Origin of the sequence: Acidianus sp. HS-5 (genome assembly GCF_021655615.1) — an archaeon.
Taxonomy (GTDB): Archaea; Thermoproteota; Thermoprotei_A; order Sulfolobales; family Sulfolobaceae; genus Acidianus.
Genome location: NZ_AP025245.1, coordinates 293,096 through 309,935, shown reverse-complemented (window position 1 = coordinate 309,935; position 16,840 = coordinate 293,096). Strand labels below are relative to the sequence as shown.

Sequence of the window (16,840 nt, the reverse complement as noted above, 5' to 3'; positions counted from 1 at the left end):
TTTAACTTTAAAAGATAAAGTATACTTGAAGTACATTGATAAACACTATTAACGTTGAGGAACTTATAAATTATGATATAGATGATGAGAGTCTAAGGTATATACTTAAGGGAATGTACTTCGGTCTGGAGGACGATAACTTCCTTAATAATCTCTGTAAGAAATTGAAGATCAACTTAACAGGCAAAGGGTTGGACGAATACTTGAGGAGCTTAGATTATGTAATTTACTATGCAAAATATAGTAAATTTAACAATTGTTATAACGAATTAACTAACAGCTTATCTGGAGAGGTAACTCCCAAGGTAATTGAACGTAGCTTAACTATACTCTCTCTATATGATATTGAGGTCTATCGTAAGAAGTATGACCTCATTAACTCCCCCTATTTTCGGTATTTACTAATTAAAAAACCTAGAGAAAATGCAGTCCTTGCGAATCTTAGACTCCCACGCTATTTAGACGACATTAAGTACTTCCTAGAGAGGTACAAATTGGTCGGACTAGAAGACTTCATTAGAACGATTAAGGAAGACGGGACTAAAGACGTTCACGTTACTTTATTCCTCCTAGTTTATTACCTATCTTTACTCTATAAGGAAGGCATCAGGTTTAAGATATTCTCTTCTGACGAGCCTTCCTTCTGGATAGTAATCACTCTTGAGAATTTAGATAAATTAACTGAAGTTAGAAGGGAGTTATTGAAGGAGTTCCCAGAATATGAGGACGAAATATACGAGATACAAGGAATGGTAGTAGAATAACTTAAATTAGCTCAACTAACTTACTATTATTTACTTTTCTGTTTAGTATCCTTAGAATTTCCTCTGTTATACTGATAGCTAATTTTATATCAAAGCTCACCCTAAATATAGACTTATTGCAATATTCTATTGACTTAATTCTAAGTGGATGAGATGGTGTGGGAAAACTAGTATACATTATTTCAACAACTCCGTTTGACATAAGGCGAGCTTTTATAGTCGGTGGATACTCTATTTTAATCTCATCTATTCGAGTATTAGGTCTTAAATTCTTTAGTCTTTTTAAATCTCCATAATGATCTGCTAGAGTTCTAAGAATCGCTAATGAACTAATTAAGTAATCTAATTTCTTTTTCTCGAATTCTGTTATAATATTGTTATTTACTAGCCTAGCAGTAGCATCTCGTAAAATATTATATAACGTCCTCTCACGGATTCCGCTACTTCTTCCATCACTAACATTAAGAAACTGCAGCCTTCGTTTCGGCGACGAATTATATGCAATGAAAATTACTAGCTCCCAAAATAAACTTCTAATGCAACTTCTTATAACCTCTTCTGATATGTTTTGTATATTTCTACATTCATTGATTATTGTTTCAACATTGTACACAAAATGATAAAGACTTACCCTTATTTTTAAATGTAACTATAACTAGTAAGTAGACTTCCATTTAGATGTTATTAAGTACATACATAAATTATTACTAATTGTGCTTAAAAACTAGTTAAGAAAAATGGTTACTCGAAAGTTCAATATCTTTTTATGAAATAAAGCCATTAGGGAACTACCAAAATAGATCTATATAACAAGAAAAATTCTATATAAGATAAATTAGTTCCTAAGTATAATAGATGTTTAGATAATACCAAATTCTACTTGGAAATATTTATAAACAAAAAGAATACTATATTAAATTATGTCAGTTAGTAATAAACTTCTAGACTATTTTGAAAAACATAGAGAGATTATACAAAAGATAAAAGTAAAGGAGATAACAGAAAATTTCCAATATACTAAGGAACAGACAAGTAGCTCAGAATTTGAGTTACAAGGTCCCAGCCTAGTATTTATAGGCAATCAAGCACCAGGCGAACCTAATGACCTCAAGCAGTCATTAATGACCTCTTGGGCTTTTATGGAAACGTACAACGGGGATTTCAATATAGAGATACTAATAACAATTTGGGGACCTATGTGGAACACAGGTAAAGATTCTGATAACATGTTTAACTTTGAATTTAGCGTAGTCTCATCAAATCCTCTAAAGATAATATATGACAATAAAGAATTAGGTATAATATCTAGCACTTACTGTGGATTTATGGCAAAATATAATGATATAAATGAAATTGAGAAAAATTTTAATAATGCTTGTAAAAAGAAATCAACATAAATGACATAAAGTAAAATTCCTTTTATCTATTGCATATAGGGAGAGAAGTGTGGGCAATAAATACATATCTTGTGCTGAATTATTCTTAGAAGAAGCTAAAAGAGATTTGGAAGCCGCAGAATTACTATATAATGGAAAGTATGAAGAGCAGTCTCTATTCTACCTGCAACAGGCTAATGAGAAGTCTCATAAGGCTTTTAGATGCATTATACAATACTTATTTCAGAGCCTTCCTGAAGGAATAGGAAAGTGTTTAAAAAGTAAGTTAAATAGGACATCACCGTATTATGCTATCATATACGCTTCTACTTATCACATTAAACAATTTAAAATTGATGACATCGAAGAATTTTTTAAGAATAAGTATTCTCACGATACGGTAAAAGGATACTATGAAGAACTTGAAGAATTTACTAGGGAATTTAAGTTCCTAAAAAACGTGTTACTATTTACATTATCTAGTATATCAGAAAATGTAGCCAAACAAGCAGAAATATTAATTAAAATAATTATGGAAAAAATTATAAGTGAAGAAATTAAAGAATTAAAAGATTATTTAAATGAAGATAATGAAGAAAATACAAAAAATACAAATACACAGTATAATAAGGAAGAAGAGTATATAAAAAAGATTTTTGAATATAACAAGGTTCTTAGTGATAAAACGTATTTAGCAATATTAAATATGTTACTTTCAATATTAAGCTCATTAGTTATCTCCCATATAATAACTACATTTGATGAAAAAAGAAAGGCCGAGTTCAATAATTATTTTACTTATATAGTCGAAATCACTTCTTATTCACTTATATCTTATAAATTATTAATAATATTAAATTTATTATTAAATAATTATGCAGAGATATCTAGATATCCTGATATTAAAAACGGTAAATCTACGAAGAGTCGTATACCAAGTTATATATCTCAAAACTTAAAGCTAATTCTCGATTCTTCTAAATTTCCATTAGATTTTATAGAAAGACTATTTAATTTTATAAAAGATATAGACAGTAAGTTTGGAGATTTATGTAAGAATTTACATCAGAATAATATTACTGAAATAATAAAACGGTTAGATGAGTTCTTATCAACTAATAGAATAAACTTCTCATCGTTAGAGGATATTATTAATGCATTAAGTCAAAAACTTAAGGGGAGCTAACTGGCGTATATTAAGTACAATAGTTTTAGATCAATTAGATTTATTTCAAATTTATATATTACATAAAATTATCTCAAGCCAAATTCTCTAGCGTAATTAAAGTGATTACGTCCTACGTATGCCCTCAAAGTAACAGACTTATGGTTTAGGCATTCGACAGCTGCGACAATGGCCCTATGGTCTCCATCAATAATTCTTAGTTTATCCTTAACACATTCCAAAATTAATGGATAAGATAAATAAGACCTCACTTTATCAAAATTGTTTAATACATCAAACATATCATGCTTTATATCCTGAACGTTCTTTTTTGTCGCAGTCCTATAGGCTTTAGCAAGCTTCTCTATCTCTTGCTCTATATTACCACTGCACATTATATTTCTTATAGTTTCAGCAGCATTTCTGGCGTTATTCTTACGACCTAATAAATAGCTGCGTGAAAAAGCTTCAGTCCAATCTCCTATTAGTTCTATGTCAAAAATATCATTGCAATCGAGTTCTCTCAGTCCCCAGTCGCTAGGTAGAACTTCTATATAATTTCTTTTACTTTTTAGGCACATAAACAATTCCTTAAGCATATTTTCATCGTCACAGTTAACTTCCTTAAATTTACTAGCACAAGGAAAATAATTTCTTGTTTTATTTTCTAACTGTATCCAAGACCAAATAACCTCTGCCGTACATATTCTGCTCATGATTAAAGATTAGGTTAATTATACATATTTAAATCATATACAACCTTTGTATAATGCTTTATTTCTGATATGCAAATATTTTGTTTAAGGTAAAGATAGGAGGTAAGAATATAGAAGTAACTTACAGTTTTAAAGAAATCCCTAGTATCAAGGTAGAGAATAACTTTGTAACTCTATACTGCTCATTTCTCTCGGATATAATTGAAGGTAGACTGCAAACGTTCTTTTCATGAAAGAGACCTATAAAGTTTCAAGGCTTCTTTTACCAACTCCTTATTCGAGCCTTTCTTAAGGTTCTCCTTTATGTCCTTAACAAGCTGTTCATCCTCTTCCTCGTTTTCCAGTATAACTTCATTATAAGTGACCTTTGCCATTTTGATCCATTTGGTATTTTAAACGTTTTACTGTTGATTTAACCAGGTAGTATTAACACTTACCTTAAATCCCCTTCACCTTTAACTCTATAGAGAGAATTAGTATATTGCCATAACATTACTTGAAAAATATTCCATGCACCTAGCCTATTACTACGACTCCGTCCAATATACATAATTTGCCACCAATATAACTCTGGTATAGTACATTTTCAGTCATTAAGAAGTAATAAGTAAAGCTAGCCGTTTAATTTAAATGATTGGTTTAATACATGCTGGCCAATTAGACAAAACCTTTCGACCTACTGCTTCCGCAATTTCTCCATTAATCTCTCTAAATTTAAATAAGACTTCTTTACGTCGAAGTCTATCCTTACCAGACCTAGGTTCTTAATCAAAGATATCGTAGTACTCGCAATGATATAATGGTATATTGGAACACCTTCGTAATTATCAAAATACAATTCTATATAATAAGGATCAAGGTAAGCATTATCCTGCAATAGGACACACAATAACGAGTTAAACTCCTCCTTTGAAAATCCTTGAGGCAAGTCTAAGATCTCCATGAACACGCTTATTAACTTGTTTTTATTGTCAAAACCTAAGGTTACATCTGAATTAAATTTAAGTCCTATTATGCTCTCTTTTTCCACAGGTTCTCTGAAGATTAAACTGAAAGAGTTAGGCCCAACAACCTTAATTGTAGGTCGCTTAGTTAAGTTGTGCTTAACAAATATAGATCCTGAAAACTCCGGCATGCACAAATGCTGTTTTGTTAACCTAGTTAATATTCTTTGATAAAGTGTGGCATTCTTAAGGAGTAACTAGTAGTTACGATGAAAGCCTTCATGAGAAAGTTATTATTGCCAATTATAGTCAGGACTCCTGAGCAAGCTCACGTTTAGGTGAGCGATAATGAGTTATTAACCAAATTCTTGCTAATATTAACGATAATGATGCTAAATGTATATTGAAAGAATACCTACTAGTAGATGATATAAAAGACCTGGCAGATGCAAAGAAGCTTGCCTCCTTAATTCTGTGGCTTAAACGCATAGAGCTAAAAGTAGTAGACGTTAGCTTGTTTGAAGAGCCTCGTTTCATAGACGACTGCGATTGGGAAGAGTGGAGCAGAATAGCTAAACGCGTGAAAGAAGAGTTGATAAATGAGGGAATGGAAGATATTGCAAAACAATAGTTTGTCCCAGGGCACTCGTAAGTTATCTTACTAGGAATATTTCCCAAGACGAGGTATCTTTAAGTATTAGCGGATACTTTGCCTTATAGTAGTCTGGAAATTTCTTCTATATTTTATCCGCACATTGGTCTTATGCCTTGTAATGATAGTCCCTCTTCCATTTCCCGCTTTCAAGTACCCTCGAATAATATTACCGAATTCCTCATTGTCATTACGATATTTGTTATAATTCTCTATAGATTGAGTCATAATGAACGCGTAAATGAGTCCATTAGATAGTATTCCCTATCTCCTTTAGGGCTTAAATGACAGTATATTTATTTTCTTGTATATTATTTCATGAAACTTTAAAGCCATAAGAGGATATAATTAAATAAGAAACGCAGACCGAATCCCCTTCTACGCGGGAAGGGGATGTGTAGTCGGCGGTAATGATTTTATAGTCTGCTAGATTATCTACTCACGTTTATCAACATGTCATCTTTCCTATTCTTCTCACGTAATAAGCTCTAAATTTGATGAAAGTCTTTTCTTCAAGGCTTGTAACTCTCTTTCCCTATGTACCATATTCATAAATATCATATTCTGAAATATGATATTTAAAATTATGATTAATGTCTAAATGAACAGCGGTTTTACAGGGCAGTTCGTGAGTCCTTTGTGAGTTCTTATAGAATTATAATAATTATATGAAAATAATTAATAATATGGTATTATCCCATTAATTTCCTTGTAAAACTCCTTCCGTCCAACTGTTAATGTATATCAATTATTTAATCACAAAATAATTGAGTGTAAAAAGAGCATGAGTTCCCCTTATATGATATTCGCTCATGAGATAGCTTTGAATTTGTTCCATTATTTTTATTACTTATCATATTTTGTCGGTAGGATGATCTTTCTTAAATTCTGATAATAATTTCATTTGAAATAAATTATATTAATTGTTTTACTTAGATAGAGAATTTATCGTAATGCCTAATGGTCTTTCTTAACTATCCATCGCGTAGTTTCTCGCCTTTAGATAGCGCTTAAAACCTCACTATACAATATTCTACTCATGGAAGAACTAATTAAAAAGGCTAAAGAGTACGACATCGCTTAATAATTGACGCCATTTCAAGGAGAGACCCTAAGGGCGCGATTAACTTGAGCTGGCAAAGAAATACTTTGCAGAAGTAGAGAAAGGTGACGCAATACACGCTTCGGAAAAGGCTTATAAAACTGATGAAGAGGTCGTTAAGGCACTGGCAGAGAAGTTCAACATTCCTGAATATCAACAAGCGTTGAAAGAAGGGAGGTGGTACACTTATTGGTTAGCTTCAGCAGTTAATAGACTGGCTAAAGGTTTAGGTGATTGGGTTTTAAACGGTTGGAATTCCGCCTATACTCTTCACGTATGGGGATTTCATGAGGCAAAGCTTTCAACTGCAGACATTACTGAACATTTAAGAAAAGTTAAGGAAATGTTGGATAATGCTAGAAAGGTAATAGGAAAATAGGGTTTCTAGTTATTTGGATGTTCTGCTACCTTCAGTATTAATATTTTAGGTATAATTTTAGGCTTATCTGTTGTTATCTCATTTCTTTTCCTAGTACGTATTTTTATCATTTAACTTGGGCAATTTTAAATTCTGATAAACTAAAATAAGGGGTATTCTGCCTAATAATATGACGATCTTATAACACTATACACACCGGTGATTTAGTTTCATACTTAGTAGCGTGACGACATTTATTAAATCCTTATGGATAAGCTTTATCAAATATCTTATAACAAGGCTGAGTTGCAAGTAAAGCTGTTATATTAGTATTGTACCTTACCAACACTCCATTTTTACCACTCCAATCTCTCATCTGGGTCTCCTATTACTAGTCTGGTTAGCTCAACTAGATAATCTATTATAATTCTATAATCATGATTAGGATAGCGATTGTCTTTTTCGTCTAATGATAAATGAGTGCCAAAAATTCCATTAACTCCTGATACTCCTCTTAATATCTTTACACCCATGTTAACTAACTGTGAGACAGTATATACTCCGTTTAAAAGCGAGGAGGTAGAAAGGTTCCTAAGCTTAGTATAAAAGTTGAAGAGGTTTAGATAAGGATTTCCTATTTTAGTCTCCTAAGATAGCACTAATTCACCTCAAACAACTGCTATAAAATGAAATATGTAGCCATAATAGTTGATAGATACGAAAAGAGAGAGGGCTGTCACTAAGGTGGAAGACGTCAGTGGTTGTCCGCTATTACTAGTTATATATTGGGTAATGCTAAACTGTAGTTGATATGAAGTAAAACTTTCCACTAACGAGTATCATCCCTCTTCCCTGTTTCTGGCTATTCTATCTAAATTTATTAATTTCACATTAGAGAAGTATTATGTGAGCGAACTCAATATTTTGAGGTCTTTAGACCCTACTGATTTCGAGAAGTTTGTAGCGGAAAGATTATTGCCCGTACTAGGCCTAACAGTAATCTCTGTCACGGGTAGCCCTAACGACGCGGGTTGCGACATTGTCGCCTTCGATAGTAGGCTCGGTAATAAGTGGTGCGTACAGGTCAAGAGATACTCCGAAGAAAAGAAGGTGGGTCCAAGAGACGTCAGGGACGTAGTCCTAGGGATGGAGCACTATGGTTGTGACAAGGGCCTTATAGTCACCACGTCTGAACTTAACGGCCCTGCCTTAAAAGAGGCTAAGGAAAGGGGAATAGACTCTATCGATGGCTTAAGGCTATTGACTATAATAAGGCAATACAGTATCCCCATGCCTTTAACGTCAAAGTTAGTATCGGGCAATGGAATGAAGACCAGAAAAGAAGTTAAAACAAGGAAAGAAGAGAAGAAAGGAGAAGACAGGGAATACTCACCCTCCGTAAAGATAAAGGACGATGGTGCCTTCTTGCCTCTCACAGTGAGTGAAGCAGTGAGGATAGCAAAGGACAATCTTTCACGTTATAAGGAGGTTAAACTGGTCTCAGTAAAGGCCCATTTAAAGAGGTTATATTTCTTTAAGGTGAAAGTGAGTTATAAGTTAAAGGGTAGGAGGAGCCAAAACCTTATACTGGGCATAGACGGTGACGGAAAAGTATACGAAGAGATTCCTACTCTAGTGAAGAGCATTAGTTGTGAAGTTGAATACGAGACTGACTCCGAGCTCTATCATAGTGCAAGGGACAAATTGACGAAAGAGGCTGAAAAGCAAGCACCCGAGGGAGCGACTGACATAGAGGTAAAGATGGAGAGTTATAAGTTAGCATGGGTAGTCTCCTATTACATATTACGGTTCACCGTAGGCCTAACTGAGGCGGAAGTAGTCGTAGACAGACAAGGCAAGGTGAAGGAGACTAACTTCGATCCTTTAGATGAAGGAAAACTTAGGGAATTTTACGGGGGGAGAGTGATAAGACAAGACAAAGAGGTAAAAGTGGTCAGAGATTTCGACGATAAGTTCCTTGAGGAGCTTACTGTCAACGAAGTAGGTGAAGTTATAAAAAGTGCAAAGAGGGTGAGGCCGGAATATGCGGTTGAGTCGACCAGGGCGTTCTACCACATTCAGGGAGGAGTTAGTAGGTTCAAAGAGGTAAGCGATGGAGTTAAGGTCGACGTCTTCCTCAATAACTATCACTACTTAACTAAAGTCGATAATGGGGGTAGGGTGGTAGATAGCGTGATAGTACCTGACGCTAGTGCATATGCAGGCACGGAAAAGGGGTATAATAAGAAAAGGAAGTGCCTAATAGTCAAGGAAAGAGATATGATAAACGTCATAAATGCGACGGGAGTAGTGGAAAGAAAGGAGGCACCTAAGGGAATATTTTCGAAGCTAAAGTTCTCGGTAAGTAATGCTATCACATCTGATTATTCCATAGACACAAACGACCCGCTAGATCTAGTGTAACTAATATAAGGCAACAGTAAGCGATATGCCGTACAGTTTATGTATACAACCTTTTGTGAGTGCATTGATTTACTAGAAATTCTTCAACCTCGCTGTATTTTAGTAGTACTATTTTGTACTTATCTTTATCTTGATTTATGTAAACAACATCCGGATTACTGTTAATACCGAAATACTGAAGAAATCTTTCCCAGACCTCATTAGGCAGGTTCTCTACAAGGTGGACACCGCATGCTATAATAGACCTACTATAGGGACCTAACAGTGCTTCCGGATGAGATGTAAAAATTAACCTAACTTTATGTTCTTTAAGTAATTCTCTTAATTTCTTTACCTCATTCTCCTCCATTCTCTTCTTCTTATTAAAGAGATTGAACAAATTTATACGCCTCCTCTACACTCACTGACTTTATAATTATCTTATCTGGCGTATCAGGGTCAAACAATCCCGAAACGGGATTGTAATGCTTCATTATTGCATATATTCCAAATTTTTCTACATTATACTTTTTCCTAAGTTCTTCGGAAAGAGGTGATAAAATTGAGAAAAACCTCCAGTTCTTATACCTTATTTCTTCAAGATTCAAAGCACCTACTCTCAAAATAAACTGTGTAAACGGCGGATTGTGTAAGACTTTTAATAACTTGGGCGATATCCTATTATAATCACTTAATAATATTAATTTTAATATTATTAAATCCCTTTTCAATAGTTCGTTCCATAAAACAGTCTTATCTCTAAAATCTAAGATTCTGAACGGCCTTAAAGATTCTACAAATACTTCTTTATATTCCACAAATATATTTGAACGCATTATAATTTAAATCCTCCTTAAAAATACGTAAATCCACGTAAGCTTTCATAAACATAGCAATTAAGGAATTTCTATTAAGATTGTTCAATTTATTAACGTAGGAGTTTTTACAGCTCTGATGCCAACGGTATTAAGTCCGCTATTTCAGACTGTTACAAATTCGCAGTAAAGATAAAGAAAAACAAGGATAGAGATACTAAGCTGAATAATGAGATAAGCGGAAGAGCATGCGATAGAAATTAAATAAATACGCTATGATCTGGACGCATTTAAAAACTTTAGTTTTCTCATGCTTGTAAATGAGAAGAAGTCCTAGAAATCTTCACATCTCCAAAAAACACAATGAGAATAATTACCCTTTTTAATGCTTACAACAAATATATACTTATGAGAATTGAAGATAAGGACGAGAAAGGAGAAGGTTACTTAGTTATTGAGAGTAAGGGAGATTTGGATGAATTCTGGAAACTGGTTATGAAGAAGGCTGAGGAGAAAGCTAAGGACCGTAAACCTTCTTATGAGACCCAATCTCCCAAATAAATACGATACAGTTTTTTGGATCAACACTGTAAAGTATCCTTATATCTCCCGTAACTTCTATGGAAAACATAAGGTTTCCGTACTTATCCTTTCCCAACTTTTCCCTGGCAACCTTGAACGGATTAGATATTAACAAATCCAACTTTTCCTTAACTAACCTCAAAATCATAACATTAGAAAACTCGTCTACGATGTAGTCAGCCAGCTCTTCAATATTCTTAACTTTCCTCATCATGAACTTCAATTCCCACTTCTTACATGTCATAATAAAAGAAATAGAATGCATATTTAAAAATGCTTCTCTTTTCGTATATTATCTAGTTAGAAATAATAGTTGTTAACTACTTATTCTCTTCCTCTTACTTATCGTTTTGCATCCGCGTTGTTTGGCACTTCAAATCAGCCCAACTCTTACCAGAATTGGCAACAGGCCTGAGAGGTAATTATCAACTATAATAACTCTATTATTATTAGCCCATTTCTCGGTAATTTCTAAAATTCTGCATACTCTCTTCCCTCATTTTTTATTAAATCAATATATCCATCAATAGGAAACCATATTTCAACATTACTATTACGGTCTATGTTTTTGAAACCCAGAGAGACTAAGAAGCCTCTGGCTCCACTAGAGAGCTGTCCTCCGATTAACAGAGAGCCTAATTGCATATTTCGAAGGGGAAGACTCATATTAACTTACTCCTCAGTTTACCATGAGTCTTTATTTAGTTTTGAATAATTTGTATATTTTTATAATAAACCCTAACGCAACAAGCAAGAGAATTACTAGTATATCATTACTGACATTACCTATAATTTGTGAGAAAGTTCCATATTGGTTAAAATTAGTAGTTCTTAATATAATAAGTCCTATTATTAACCCTATTGCGTAAAATAATGCATCTAGCCAATTAATTAAAGGCCTGAGAAAGGCGCCAATATATACTGGTAGTGAAAATATAAGGGCCAGTAAAAGTCTTAACAGTATAATCGGTTCTGTATAGTGTGAAGAGGGACTTAACTGTTGTAGTGCTTTATAGACGGTTATTAAAAATAGATATAGATATTCGGTGAATAGACCGCTAAATATTTCTACTAATCCTTCCATAAATGATTTAAAGTATCTGCTTTCGTTATTTTCGCTCATACTATCTCCTCCTTATACTTCAGACAATACATCCTCTCTTTTCCCGCTCTCCCCTTATGCCACTTCCTCTCTATTATACCCCTCTTCGCTAACCTGGACAGACTGACAAACAACTCGTCTTTATCTACCCACGTCTTCTCACTGAGATACTCCAAACCGCAGCAGCTCCCCAGAGCTTTAGCCATTACTATCAAAACGATCTGCGTGATTGTGAAGCGTTCCTTATGTTTCTCAATCTTATCTTCCATAAAATTGTATTGAAAATCTTTTCCTTAATAACATTAACTATGAGTAACAAAGTGTTTCCTCCTTAGAAGGGATCAGAAATTGAGTTTACTAACTGGGAATATCAGGATTAACAAAGTGTAAAGTTTAACACCATGAACGGAAGAGCGGACTCTCATAAGCAAAATTTTTGGGATCCGGGTAGGATTAACAAATCCGCATATAGTAACCTAGCTCATCATCTATGTATAGATAACCGTCTTTGTTGAATATGGTTAATAAGGTAAATTTCACATAGTGCTCTCTCTGCGAAAATTTTAGAGTAAAAAAGTTTATCTGGATAAATTGCGTAAATTTATGTAATGGAGTTTACAGCCACTTCGATAACCTCAGACTCTTACACTTTTTCTAAATCGCGAATAGTAGGAAGGAATAATAACTCGGTGAGTCTTGATGGAAACCAATCTCAACGACCTATTTTATGAATATAACAAGAGACTAAGTGAGAACATAAGGCAAAAGCAGGTTAAGGACGTTGTAGTTATAGGCCCTCCGAAGTCTGGGAAAACATTCTTCATAGAGAACTACCTTAACGACCTCAACGTTGACGAGAAGACAATTGGAGTTTTAGAGGTCGATGTAAGCAAATGGAATTTGATGGACAAATTAAAGGAGTCAATTAACGATCTAGGTAATAATATGAAGAAGTTCTTCGGTGGAGGGAGTGAAGACCTTGAAAGCTTGGGAATTATCGATATAGGTGACGTGAGTGGGATAAAGTTACCTAAAGAGTATGTTAACCACTTAAAGGAGCTGAAGAGCCGGGGTAAGCTAATAGTATTCTACTTCATACCCCCTACAGAGGTTAAGGAGATAGCAAGGATTTTAGATGAGGAGAAGGTGAAATTTATATGGCTAGGTAAGGAGTACATTCCTCCAGGATTACTAAAGTTAATGAATGATGAGAACAAGTTAAGGGAACAGTTACGGCTATATAAGAAGCTGAACAAACTCTTCGGGATAAATGTTGAGAAAGGTATTCCGCCCCTCTCTTTGAGTGAAAGGCTTGTTAAGGCTTTAGTGGACAAGGCACCGGACTTTGTGTCCTTTATAGCTGGGAGGTTCGGTAGACTACTCCAGTCCGTCTCACTACTTGTTGGAGTACTTATTACAGCACTAATTTTTGACAAGCTTGATAATAAGAGCGAATTATATAAGACACTCCTTGAGGCCATATATAATTGGAGTAGTCTTGATGAAGACTTGAGGCAGTTGACAGCAGCAAATCTTTCCTTCATAATGAGGCTAACTCCGAAAGTAGTCTACGAGAGTATGGAAAAGCTGAGCAATGAGGATGTTAAGAAGGAGATAGAGAAGTTAACGAAGTACGTAGAAGAAAAAGTAGAAAAGGTTGAGAGAAAGGGGGACCTTAGCAACTTCGGTATCGTTTATCCCAGAGTTAATGGAGATGATTTAATAGGCTTGGGCGTGTATAACGGGAAAGTCTATGAGGGGAGTAATAAGTACCAGTTAGTGACTACTAGGTTTGACTACATTACAAAGAAAGTGAAGGAGAAGTTACTCAAGGAGAGGATAATCGTTGTGAGGGGACCTAAGGGAGTTGGTAAGAGTACGTTAACCCACTATGTAATATCACAGCTACTCCAGAGCGGGGAATTCACTTGGGCAGTAAAAGTAGGATCAGATATAAACCCCTCAGACTTTAACGTTAAGGGTGATAAAGTACTCTTCTTCTACGATTTCTACCCGTATGAGATGTATACTCCTTTGGCACCAGCAGGTAAGGAATTAGATATAGTAGAATTAAAAGACATTATTGAGAATTTAAGGAAGCTAGTAAAAAATTCCGAAAACACCTACGTGATTGTCGTTATCCCTGACGATATATTAAAAATTGAATATGAGGATAGAAGGACACTTAAAAAATTTAGACTCGAGGAGGTTATAAATAGTCTCCCCCAGGTCAACGTGGACTTGCACTACAAGGAATTCATTAAAGGGATTGTAGAGAGCTTCAGCGGGTGCAAGGACGTAAGCGATATTGTTGAGTTAATATTCAATAATTACAACGGTGGTTATACTCTAGTAGCCAAATATGCTGGCTTACTGCTAAGGGATAAAGGGTGTAAGTACGAAGACGTGCGGGAAATATTGGAGCAAAGTAAGGGTGATCCGATAGGCTTTTTGAAGATATATATTAATGAATTATTCTGTCCCAGCAACATATATCCTAATAATGTGACGGAATGTAGAAAGCAGTACGCCATTCCGTTAATGATCCACGTCTTTTTGGGTGAGGTACCGGTTAGAGTATCAGAGAAGTTGCCTAAATGGTTGAACGTACACTCTGACGATTATTACTCGACGAAAGTTGCCCCGTGGATTGCAAGTAAGAAGGAAGAACTGGTTGAAGAGGCACTTAAGGAGCACTTAAAGGATCTCATAAACAACACGGAAGTATTAAAGGAGTACTTTTCAGAAAATGAAAAACTGAAGGAGATAATAAAAAGTACTGACGAGAGCATAGAGGACTACTTGACAGAACTGAAAAAAGGTGGGGTTGACGATTCTGACCTTGATATAGTTAAAGCTTCTATCAGCTATGATAAGGGATTATGGACTCAAGCTACTCAAGACTTTTATAAAGTCCTTAAGGGGTGGGTATCAGGGAATGATAATGCTTTCAACGAGTACGAAACTACCATTAGAACTATACTTTATGAAATCGTCATTAGAACTATACTTTATGCAGTTATTAGGGAGTTCCTCAGAGACAAACTACTGGGGGGAGAGCAGAAGATTGATAAACCTACTTTGGAACTATTACTTAGACTGGCCTATAAGTCTGCCCTCCGAGTCTCAGCTGCTGATTTGTTTGATGAGGCCAGTGATAAATTAAAAGAGTATATCTTCGCTGAAGACCGTGAAGCTCCAGTTAGCATAAGGCTTGCCGTTCATGGATTTCCACTATTCATAAATGGCTTATTCAATGAGTACAAGAGTGATAACGGATATATAAATGTCGTTAACAGCAGCTGGTGTGAATACCTTAAACTGGCTGAAGTGAGTCAAGAGGTGAAAATCCCAGAGGTAGCAGCTGGTGCAGCACTGTATCTACTATCCATTCCAGAAGAACTTTCAGACGACTGCAAGGAGAATATCATAGAAATTATTAGAGATCTTCAATCTAAAAATCCGAATTATTTTATTAATACAGTTGATAACGTATTTCTATATTTTTTAGTGAAAAATAAGTCTCTCACAGATAAATCGATTTTAAACCTTTCTGTTATATTTGGCAATATCGGTGTAATGAAACTTTCAGAAATATCGAGTAAATTTCTAAAGGTACTACTTGAGGTTAGTTATGATTTTAGGGAGAATATAAAAGATAATAGACTGAAAGCAATCTACGTAATGAACATAATTGGTGCTTTATTAATATTATATACATATTTGCAAGAACAAATTGATGAACCTATTGTGAAAGAAGCAAAAAATCTCCTAAATCAAAACGATGATATACTTCTTTATAATCAGATTGAGCTAGCCAACCGGTTAATGATTTTTTATCTTAAAAAAGAATTTATTAATGAGTTAAGAGAATTAGAAGAGACTCTCAAAGCCTTAGAAAAACGTATAGAAAATACAAAAACCTGGAATAAAGTGTTAGGTTGGTTTAAGAGTATGGGAATAGATATGAGACAGAACGTATTAAAAGAAAAAGCAAAGTATGTTGCGTATAGCGCTTTAGCCCGTTATTATCATGAATTACATGAAGATATTAAGAGAGAACGTGACTATATAGATGCAGCCTATCATTCAATCATAAACGTATCAGGAGGAGAAGAAATAGCAAAGGATAAGTATGCAAACGAGTACTTCTCAGTCTTGCTAAAACGTGATGTGCTTAACGCCGTTCTAGGAAAAAATTTAAGAGAGTCAATCGAAAAGATTTTTAAAGATTCGGAAGAAGCCTTAAATTATTCAATACTAATTGGAATGAATGCTCTTGAACTGATTATAAGAGAATACTTAATATCTTCGGCCTATTTGGGTAGACTTGATGAAGCATCGAAAATAATTGGTGATGACTATATTCTAAGAGATTCTTTATTAGATATGTACAGCTCACCTTTGCTGGGATTATATTCTCTACTTTCCTTACTCACAAGAGAGAAATTTCTTGACGAGATTAGGGAGTACGCTAAGATAGTATCTAATGAAATACTATCTTTCGAGAGATTAATTGAAATTGATAAGATTTTAATAAATATTGCTGAAAAACCTATATCTCGCAGGGCTATAATTGAAGTATTTAGAGGTCTAATGAAGTGGCCTATAGGGCTCAATTGTTCAGACATATCATATCTGATTTACAGACTTATTGATACTAAACCAGGGAATATCGCCCTTTTGTATTTGAGTACACTATTCTTTAATCTCGAAGGCTCGAGGGAGTTGGCGGAATGTTTAGCGGAGTATATGAACGGAAAAGGAGCTGAGCTTCTAGTTGAAGTATCTAAGGCAAATGATGAGAAGAAATTTAAAGATACATTAGTCAAATTGGCAATTTATTGGTTTCTCTAATTGA

General features: G+C 34.5%; 18 protein-coding genes and 1 pseudogene. 8 read left to right on the top strand and 11 right to left on the bottom strand.

Translation table 11 applies throughout. From position 1 onward, the window contains the following. The first annotated feature begins 35 nt into the window (after positions 1-35). On the top strand, positions 36-764 hold the full coding sequence (locus HS5_RS01680; RefSeq protein WP_236752349.1) for a hypothetical protein: 729 nt from the start codon (positions 36-38) through the stop codon (positions 762-764). 1 nt (position 765) lies between these two features. Here HS5_RS01680 and HS5_RS01675 read toward each other — a convergent pair whose 3' ends face one another. Continuing rightward, on the bottom strand, positions 766-1,377 hold the full coding sequence (locus HS5_RS01675) for a hypothetical protein (protein WP_236752348.1): 612 nt from the start codon (positions 1,375-1,377) through the stop codon (positions 766-768). A gap of 307 nt (positions 1,378-1,684) precedes the next feature. On the opposite strand from HS5_RS01675, the gene HS5_RS01670 reads away from it, so the two are divergent. Both HS5_RS01670 and HS5_RS01665 read left to right on the top strand, forming a co-directional pair. Then, the gene (locus HS5_RS01670) at positions 1,685-2,161 is read left to right on the top strand and encodes a hypothetical protein (RefSeq protein ID WP_236752347.1); all 477 of its coding nucleotides are present in this window, start codon (positions 1,685-1,687) and stop codon (positions 2,159-2,161) included. A 49-nt stretch (positions 2,162-2,210) separates the two neighbouring features. Beyond that, a complete protein-coding gene (locus HS5_RS01665; protein ID WP_236752346.1) occupies positions 2,211-3,326 on the top strand; it encodes a HEPN domain-containing protein in 1,116 nt (371 codons plus the stop codon). A gap of 68 nt (positions 3,327-3,394) precedes the next feature. On the opposite strand, the gene HS5_RS01660 is transcribed toward HS5_RS01665, so the two are convergent. The 3 genes from HS5_RS01660 to HS5_RS01650 all read right to left on the bottom strand — a co-directional run bounded on the left by HS5_RS01660 (position 3,395) and on the right by HS5_RS01650 (position 5,156). Beyond that, the gene (locus HS5_RS01660) at positions 3,395-4,021 is read right to left on the bottom strand and encodes a hypothetical protein (protein ID WP_236752345.1); all 627 of its coding nucleotides are present in this window, start codon (positions 4,019-4,021) and stop codon (positions 3,395-3,397) included. A gap of 227 nt (positions 4,022-4,248) precedes the next feature. After that, the gene (locus HS5_RS01655) at positions 4,249-4,395 is read right to left on the bottom strand and encodes a hypothetical protein (RefSeq protein WP_236752344.1); all 147 of its coding nucleotides are present in this window, start codon (positions 4,393-4,395) and stop codon (positions 4,249-4,251) included. Between the two features lie 302 nt (positions 4,396-4,697). Further along, positions 4,698-5,156, bottom strand: coding sequence for a hypothetical protein (locus HS5_RS01650; RefSeq protein ID WP_236752343.1), 459 nt, complete (start codon positions 5,154-5,156; stop codon positions 4,698-4,700). A 212-nt stretch (positions 5,157-5,368) separates the two neighbouring features. On the opposite strand from HS5_RS01650, the gene HS5_RS01645 reads away from it, so the two are divergent. Both HS5_RS01645 and HS5_RS01640 read left to right on the top strand, forming a co-directional pair. After that, complete coding sequence (locus HS5_RS01645) at positions 5,369-5,596, top strand: hypothetical protein (protein ID WP_236752342.1); 228 nt, start codon at positions 5,369-5,371, stop codon at positions 5,594-5,596. A 1,060-nt stretch (positions 5,597-6,656) separates the two neighbouring features. Further along, positions 6,657-7,098, top strand: a pseudogene (locus HS5_RS01640) (PaREP1 family protein). Positions 7,099-7,433: 335 nt separating this feature from the next. Here the strand turns inward: HS5_RS01640 and HS5_RS01635 are convergent. Further along, positions 7,434-7,610 (bottom strand): hypothetical protein, encoded by a 177-nt coding sequence (locus HS5_RS01635; RefSeq protein WP_236752341.1) that lies wholly within the window; start codon positions 7,608-7,610, stop codon positions 7,434-7,436. Between the two features lie 373 nt (positions 7,611-7,983). Here HS5_RS01635 and HS5_RS01630 point away from each other — a divergent pair, with 373 nt between their 5' ends. Continuing rightward, complete coding sequence (locus tag HS5_RS01630) at positions 7,984-9,501, top strand: restriction endonuclease (protein ID WP_236752340.1); 1,518 nt, start codon at positions 7,984-7,986, stop codon at positions 9,499-9,501. A 37-nt stretch (positions 9,502-9,538) separates the two neighbouring features. Here HS5_RS01630 and HS5_RS01625 read toward each other — a convergent pair whose 3' ends face one another. After that, positions 9,539-9,850: a hypothetical protein gene (locus HS5_RS01625; RefSeq protein WP_236752339.1), complete on the bottom strand. Its 312-nt coding sequence runs from the start codon at positions 9,848-9,850 to the stop codon at positions 9,539-9,541. A 13-nt stretch (positions 9,851-9,863) separates the two neighbouring features. Continuing rightward, positions 9,864-10,298, bottom strand: coding sequence for a hypothetical protein (locus tag HS5_RS01620; RefSeq protein ID WP_236752338.1), 435 nt, complete (start codon positions 10,296-10,298; stop codon positions 9,864-9,866). A gap of 405 nt (positions 10,299-10,703) precedes the next feature. Here HS5_RS01620 and HS5_RS01615 point away from each other — a divergent pair, with 405 nt between their 5' ends. Next, on the top strand, positions 10,704-10,856 hold the full coding sequence (locus tag HS5_RS01615) for a hypothetical protein (protein ID WP_236752337.1): 153 nt from the start codon (positions 10,704-10,706) through the stop codon (positions 10,854-10,856). Here HS5_RS01615 and HS5_RS01610 read toward each other — a convergent pair. From HS5_RS01610 to HS5_RS01595, 4 genes are all read right to left on the bottom strand, one after another. After that, a complete protein-coding gene (locus tag HS5_RS01610) occupies positions 10,813-11,121 on the bottom strand; it encodes a type II toxin-antitoxin system RelE/ParE family toxin (protein WP_236752336.1) in 309 nt (102 codons plus the stop codon). The two genes, HS5_RS01615 and HS5_RS01610, sit on opposite strands and share 44 nt — an antisense overlap. 227 nt (positions 11,122-11,348) lie before the next feature. Further along, entirely contained in the window at positions 11,349-11,543 is a 195-nt protein-coding gene (locus HS5_RS01605; RefSeq protein ID WP_236752335.1) for a hypothetical protein, read from the bottom strand. 31 nt (positions 11,544-11,574) lie between these two features. Next, positions 11,575-12,000: a hypothetical protein gene (locus HS5_RS01600; protein ID WP_236752334.1), complete on the bottom strand. Its 426-nt coding sequence runs from the start codon at positions 11,998-12,000 to the stop codon at positions 11,575-11,577. Further along, on the bottom strand, positions 11,997-12,248 hold the full coding sequence (locus HS5_RS01595; protein WP_236752333.1) for a plasmid regulator: 252 nt from the start codon (positions 12,246-12,248) through the stop codon (positions 11,997-11,999). Before HS5_RS01595 ends, HS5_RS01600 begins: the two co-directional genes overlap by 4 nt. A gap of 430 nt (positions 12,249-12,678) precedes the next feature. Between HS5_RS01595 and HS5_RS01590 the strand changes: the two genes are divergently transcribed. Beyond that, positions 12,679-16,836, top strand: a complete 4,158-nt coding sequence (locus HS5_RS01590; RefSeq protein WP_236752332.1) for an RNA helicase domain-containing protein — start codon at positions 12,679-12,681, stop codon at positions 16,834-16,836. Positions 16,837-16,840: the final 4 nt, after the last annotated feature.

Bases quoted from the DNA above. Each gene is read 5' to 3' on its own strand.
- HS5_RS01655 (WP_236752344.1), bottom strand. From the start codon at position 4,395: ATGGCAAAGGTCACTTATAATGAAGTTATACTGGAAAACGAGGAAGAG.
- HS5_RS01590 (WP_236752332.1), top strand. From the start codon at position 12,679: ATGGAAACCAATCTCAACGACCTATTTTATGAATATAACAAGAGACTA.
- HS5_RS01660 (WP_236752345.1), bottom strand. From the start codon at position 4,021: ATGAGCAGAATATGTACGGCAGAGGTTATTTGGTCTTGGATACAGTTA.
- HS5_RS01650 (WP_236752343.1), bottom strand. From the start codon at position 5,156: ATGCCGGAGTTTTCAGGATCTATATTTGTTAAGCACAACTTAACTAAG.
- HS5_RS01615 (WP_236752337.1), top strand. From the start codon at position 10,704: ATGAGAATTGAAGATAAGGACGAGAAAGGAGAAGGTTACTTAGTTATT.
- HS5_RS01610 (WP_236752336.1), bottom strand. From the start codon at position 11,121: ATGACATGTAAGAAGTGGGAATTGAAGTTCATGATGAGGAAAGTTAAG.
- HS5_RS01670 (WP_236752347.1), top strand. From the start codon at position 1,685: ATGTCAGTTAGTAATAAACTTCTAGACTATTTTGAAAAACATAGAGAG.
- HS5_RS01595 (WP_236752333.1), bottom strand. From the start codon at position 12,248: ATGGAAGATAAGATTGAGAAACATAAGGAACGCTTCACAATCACGCAG.
- HS5_RS01600 (WP_236752334.1), bottom strand. From the start codon at position 12,000: ATGAGCGAAAATAACGAAAGCAGATACTTTAAATCATTTATGGAAGGA.
- HS5_RS01635 (WP_236752341.1), bottom strand. From the start codon at position 7,610: ATGGGTGTAAAGATATTAAGAGGAGTATCAGGAGTTAATGGAATTTTT.
- HS5_RS01605 (WP_236752335.1), bottom strand. From the start codon at position 11,543: ATGAGTCTTCCCCTTCGAAATATGCAATTAGGCTCTCTGTTAATCGGA.
- HS5_RS01625 (WP_236752339.1), bottom strand. From the start codon at position 9,850: ATGGAGGAGAATGAGGTAAAGAAATTAAGAGAATTACTTAAAGAACAT.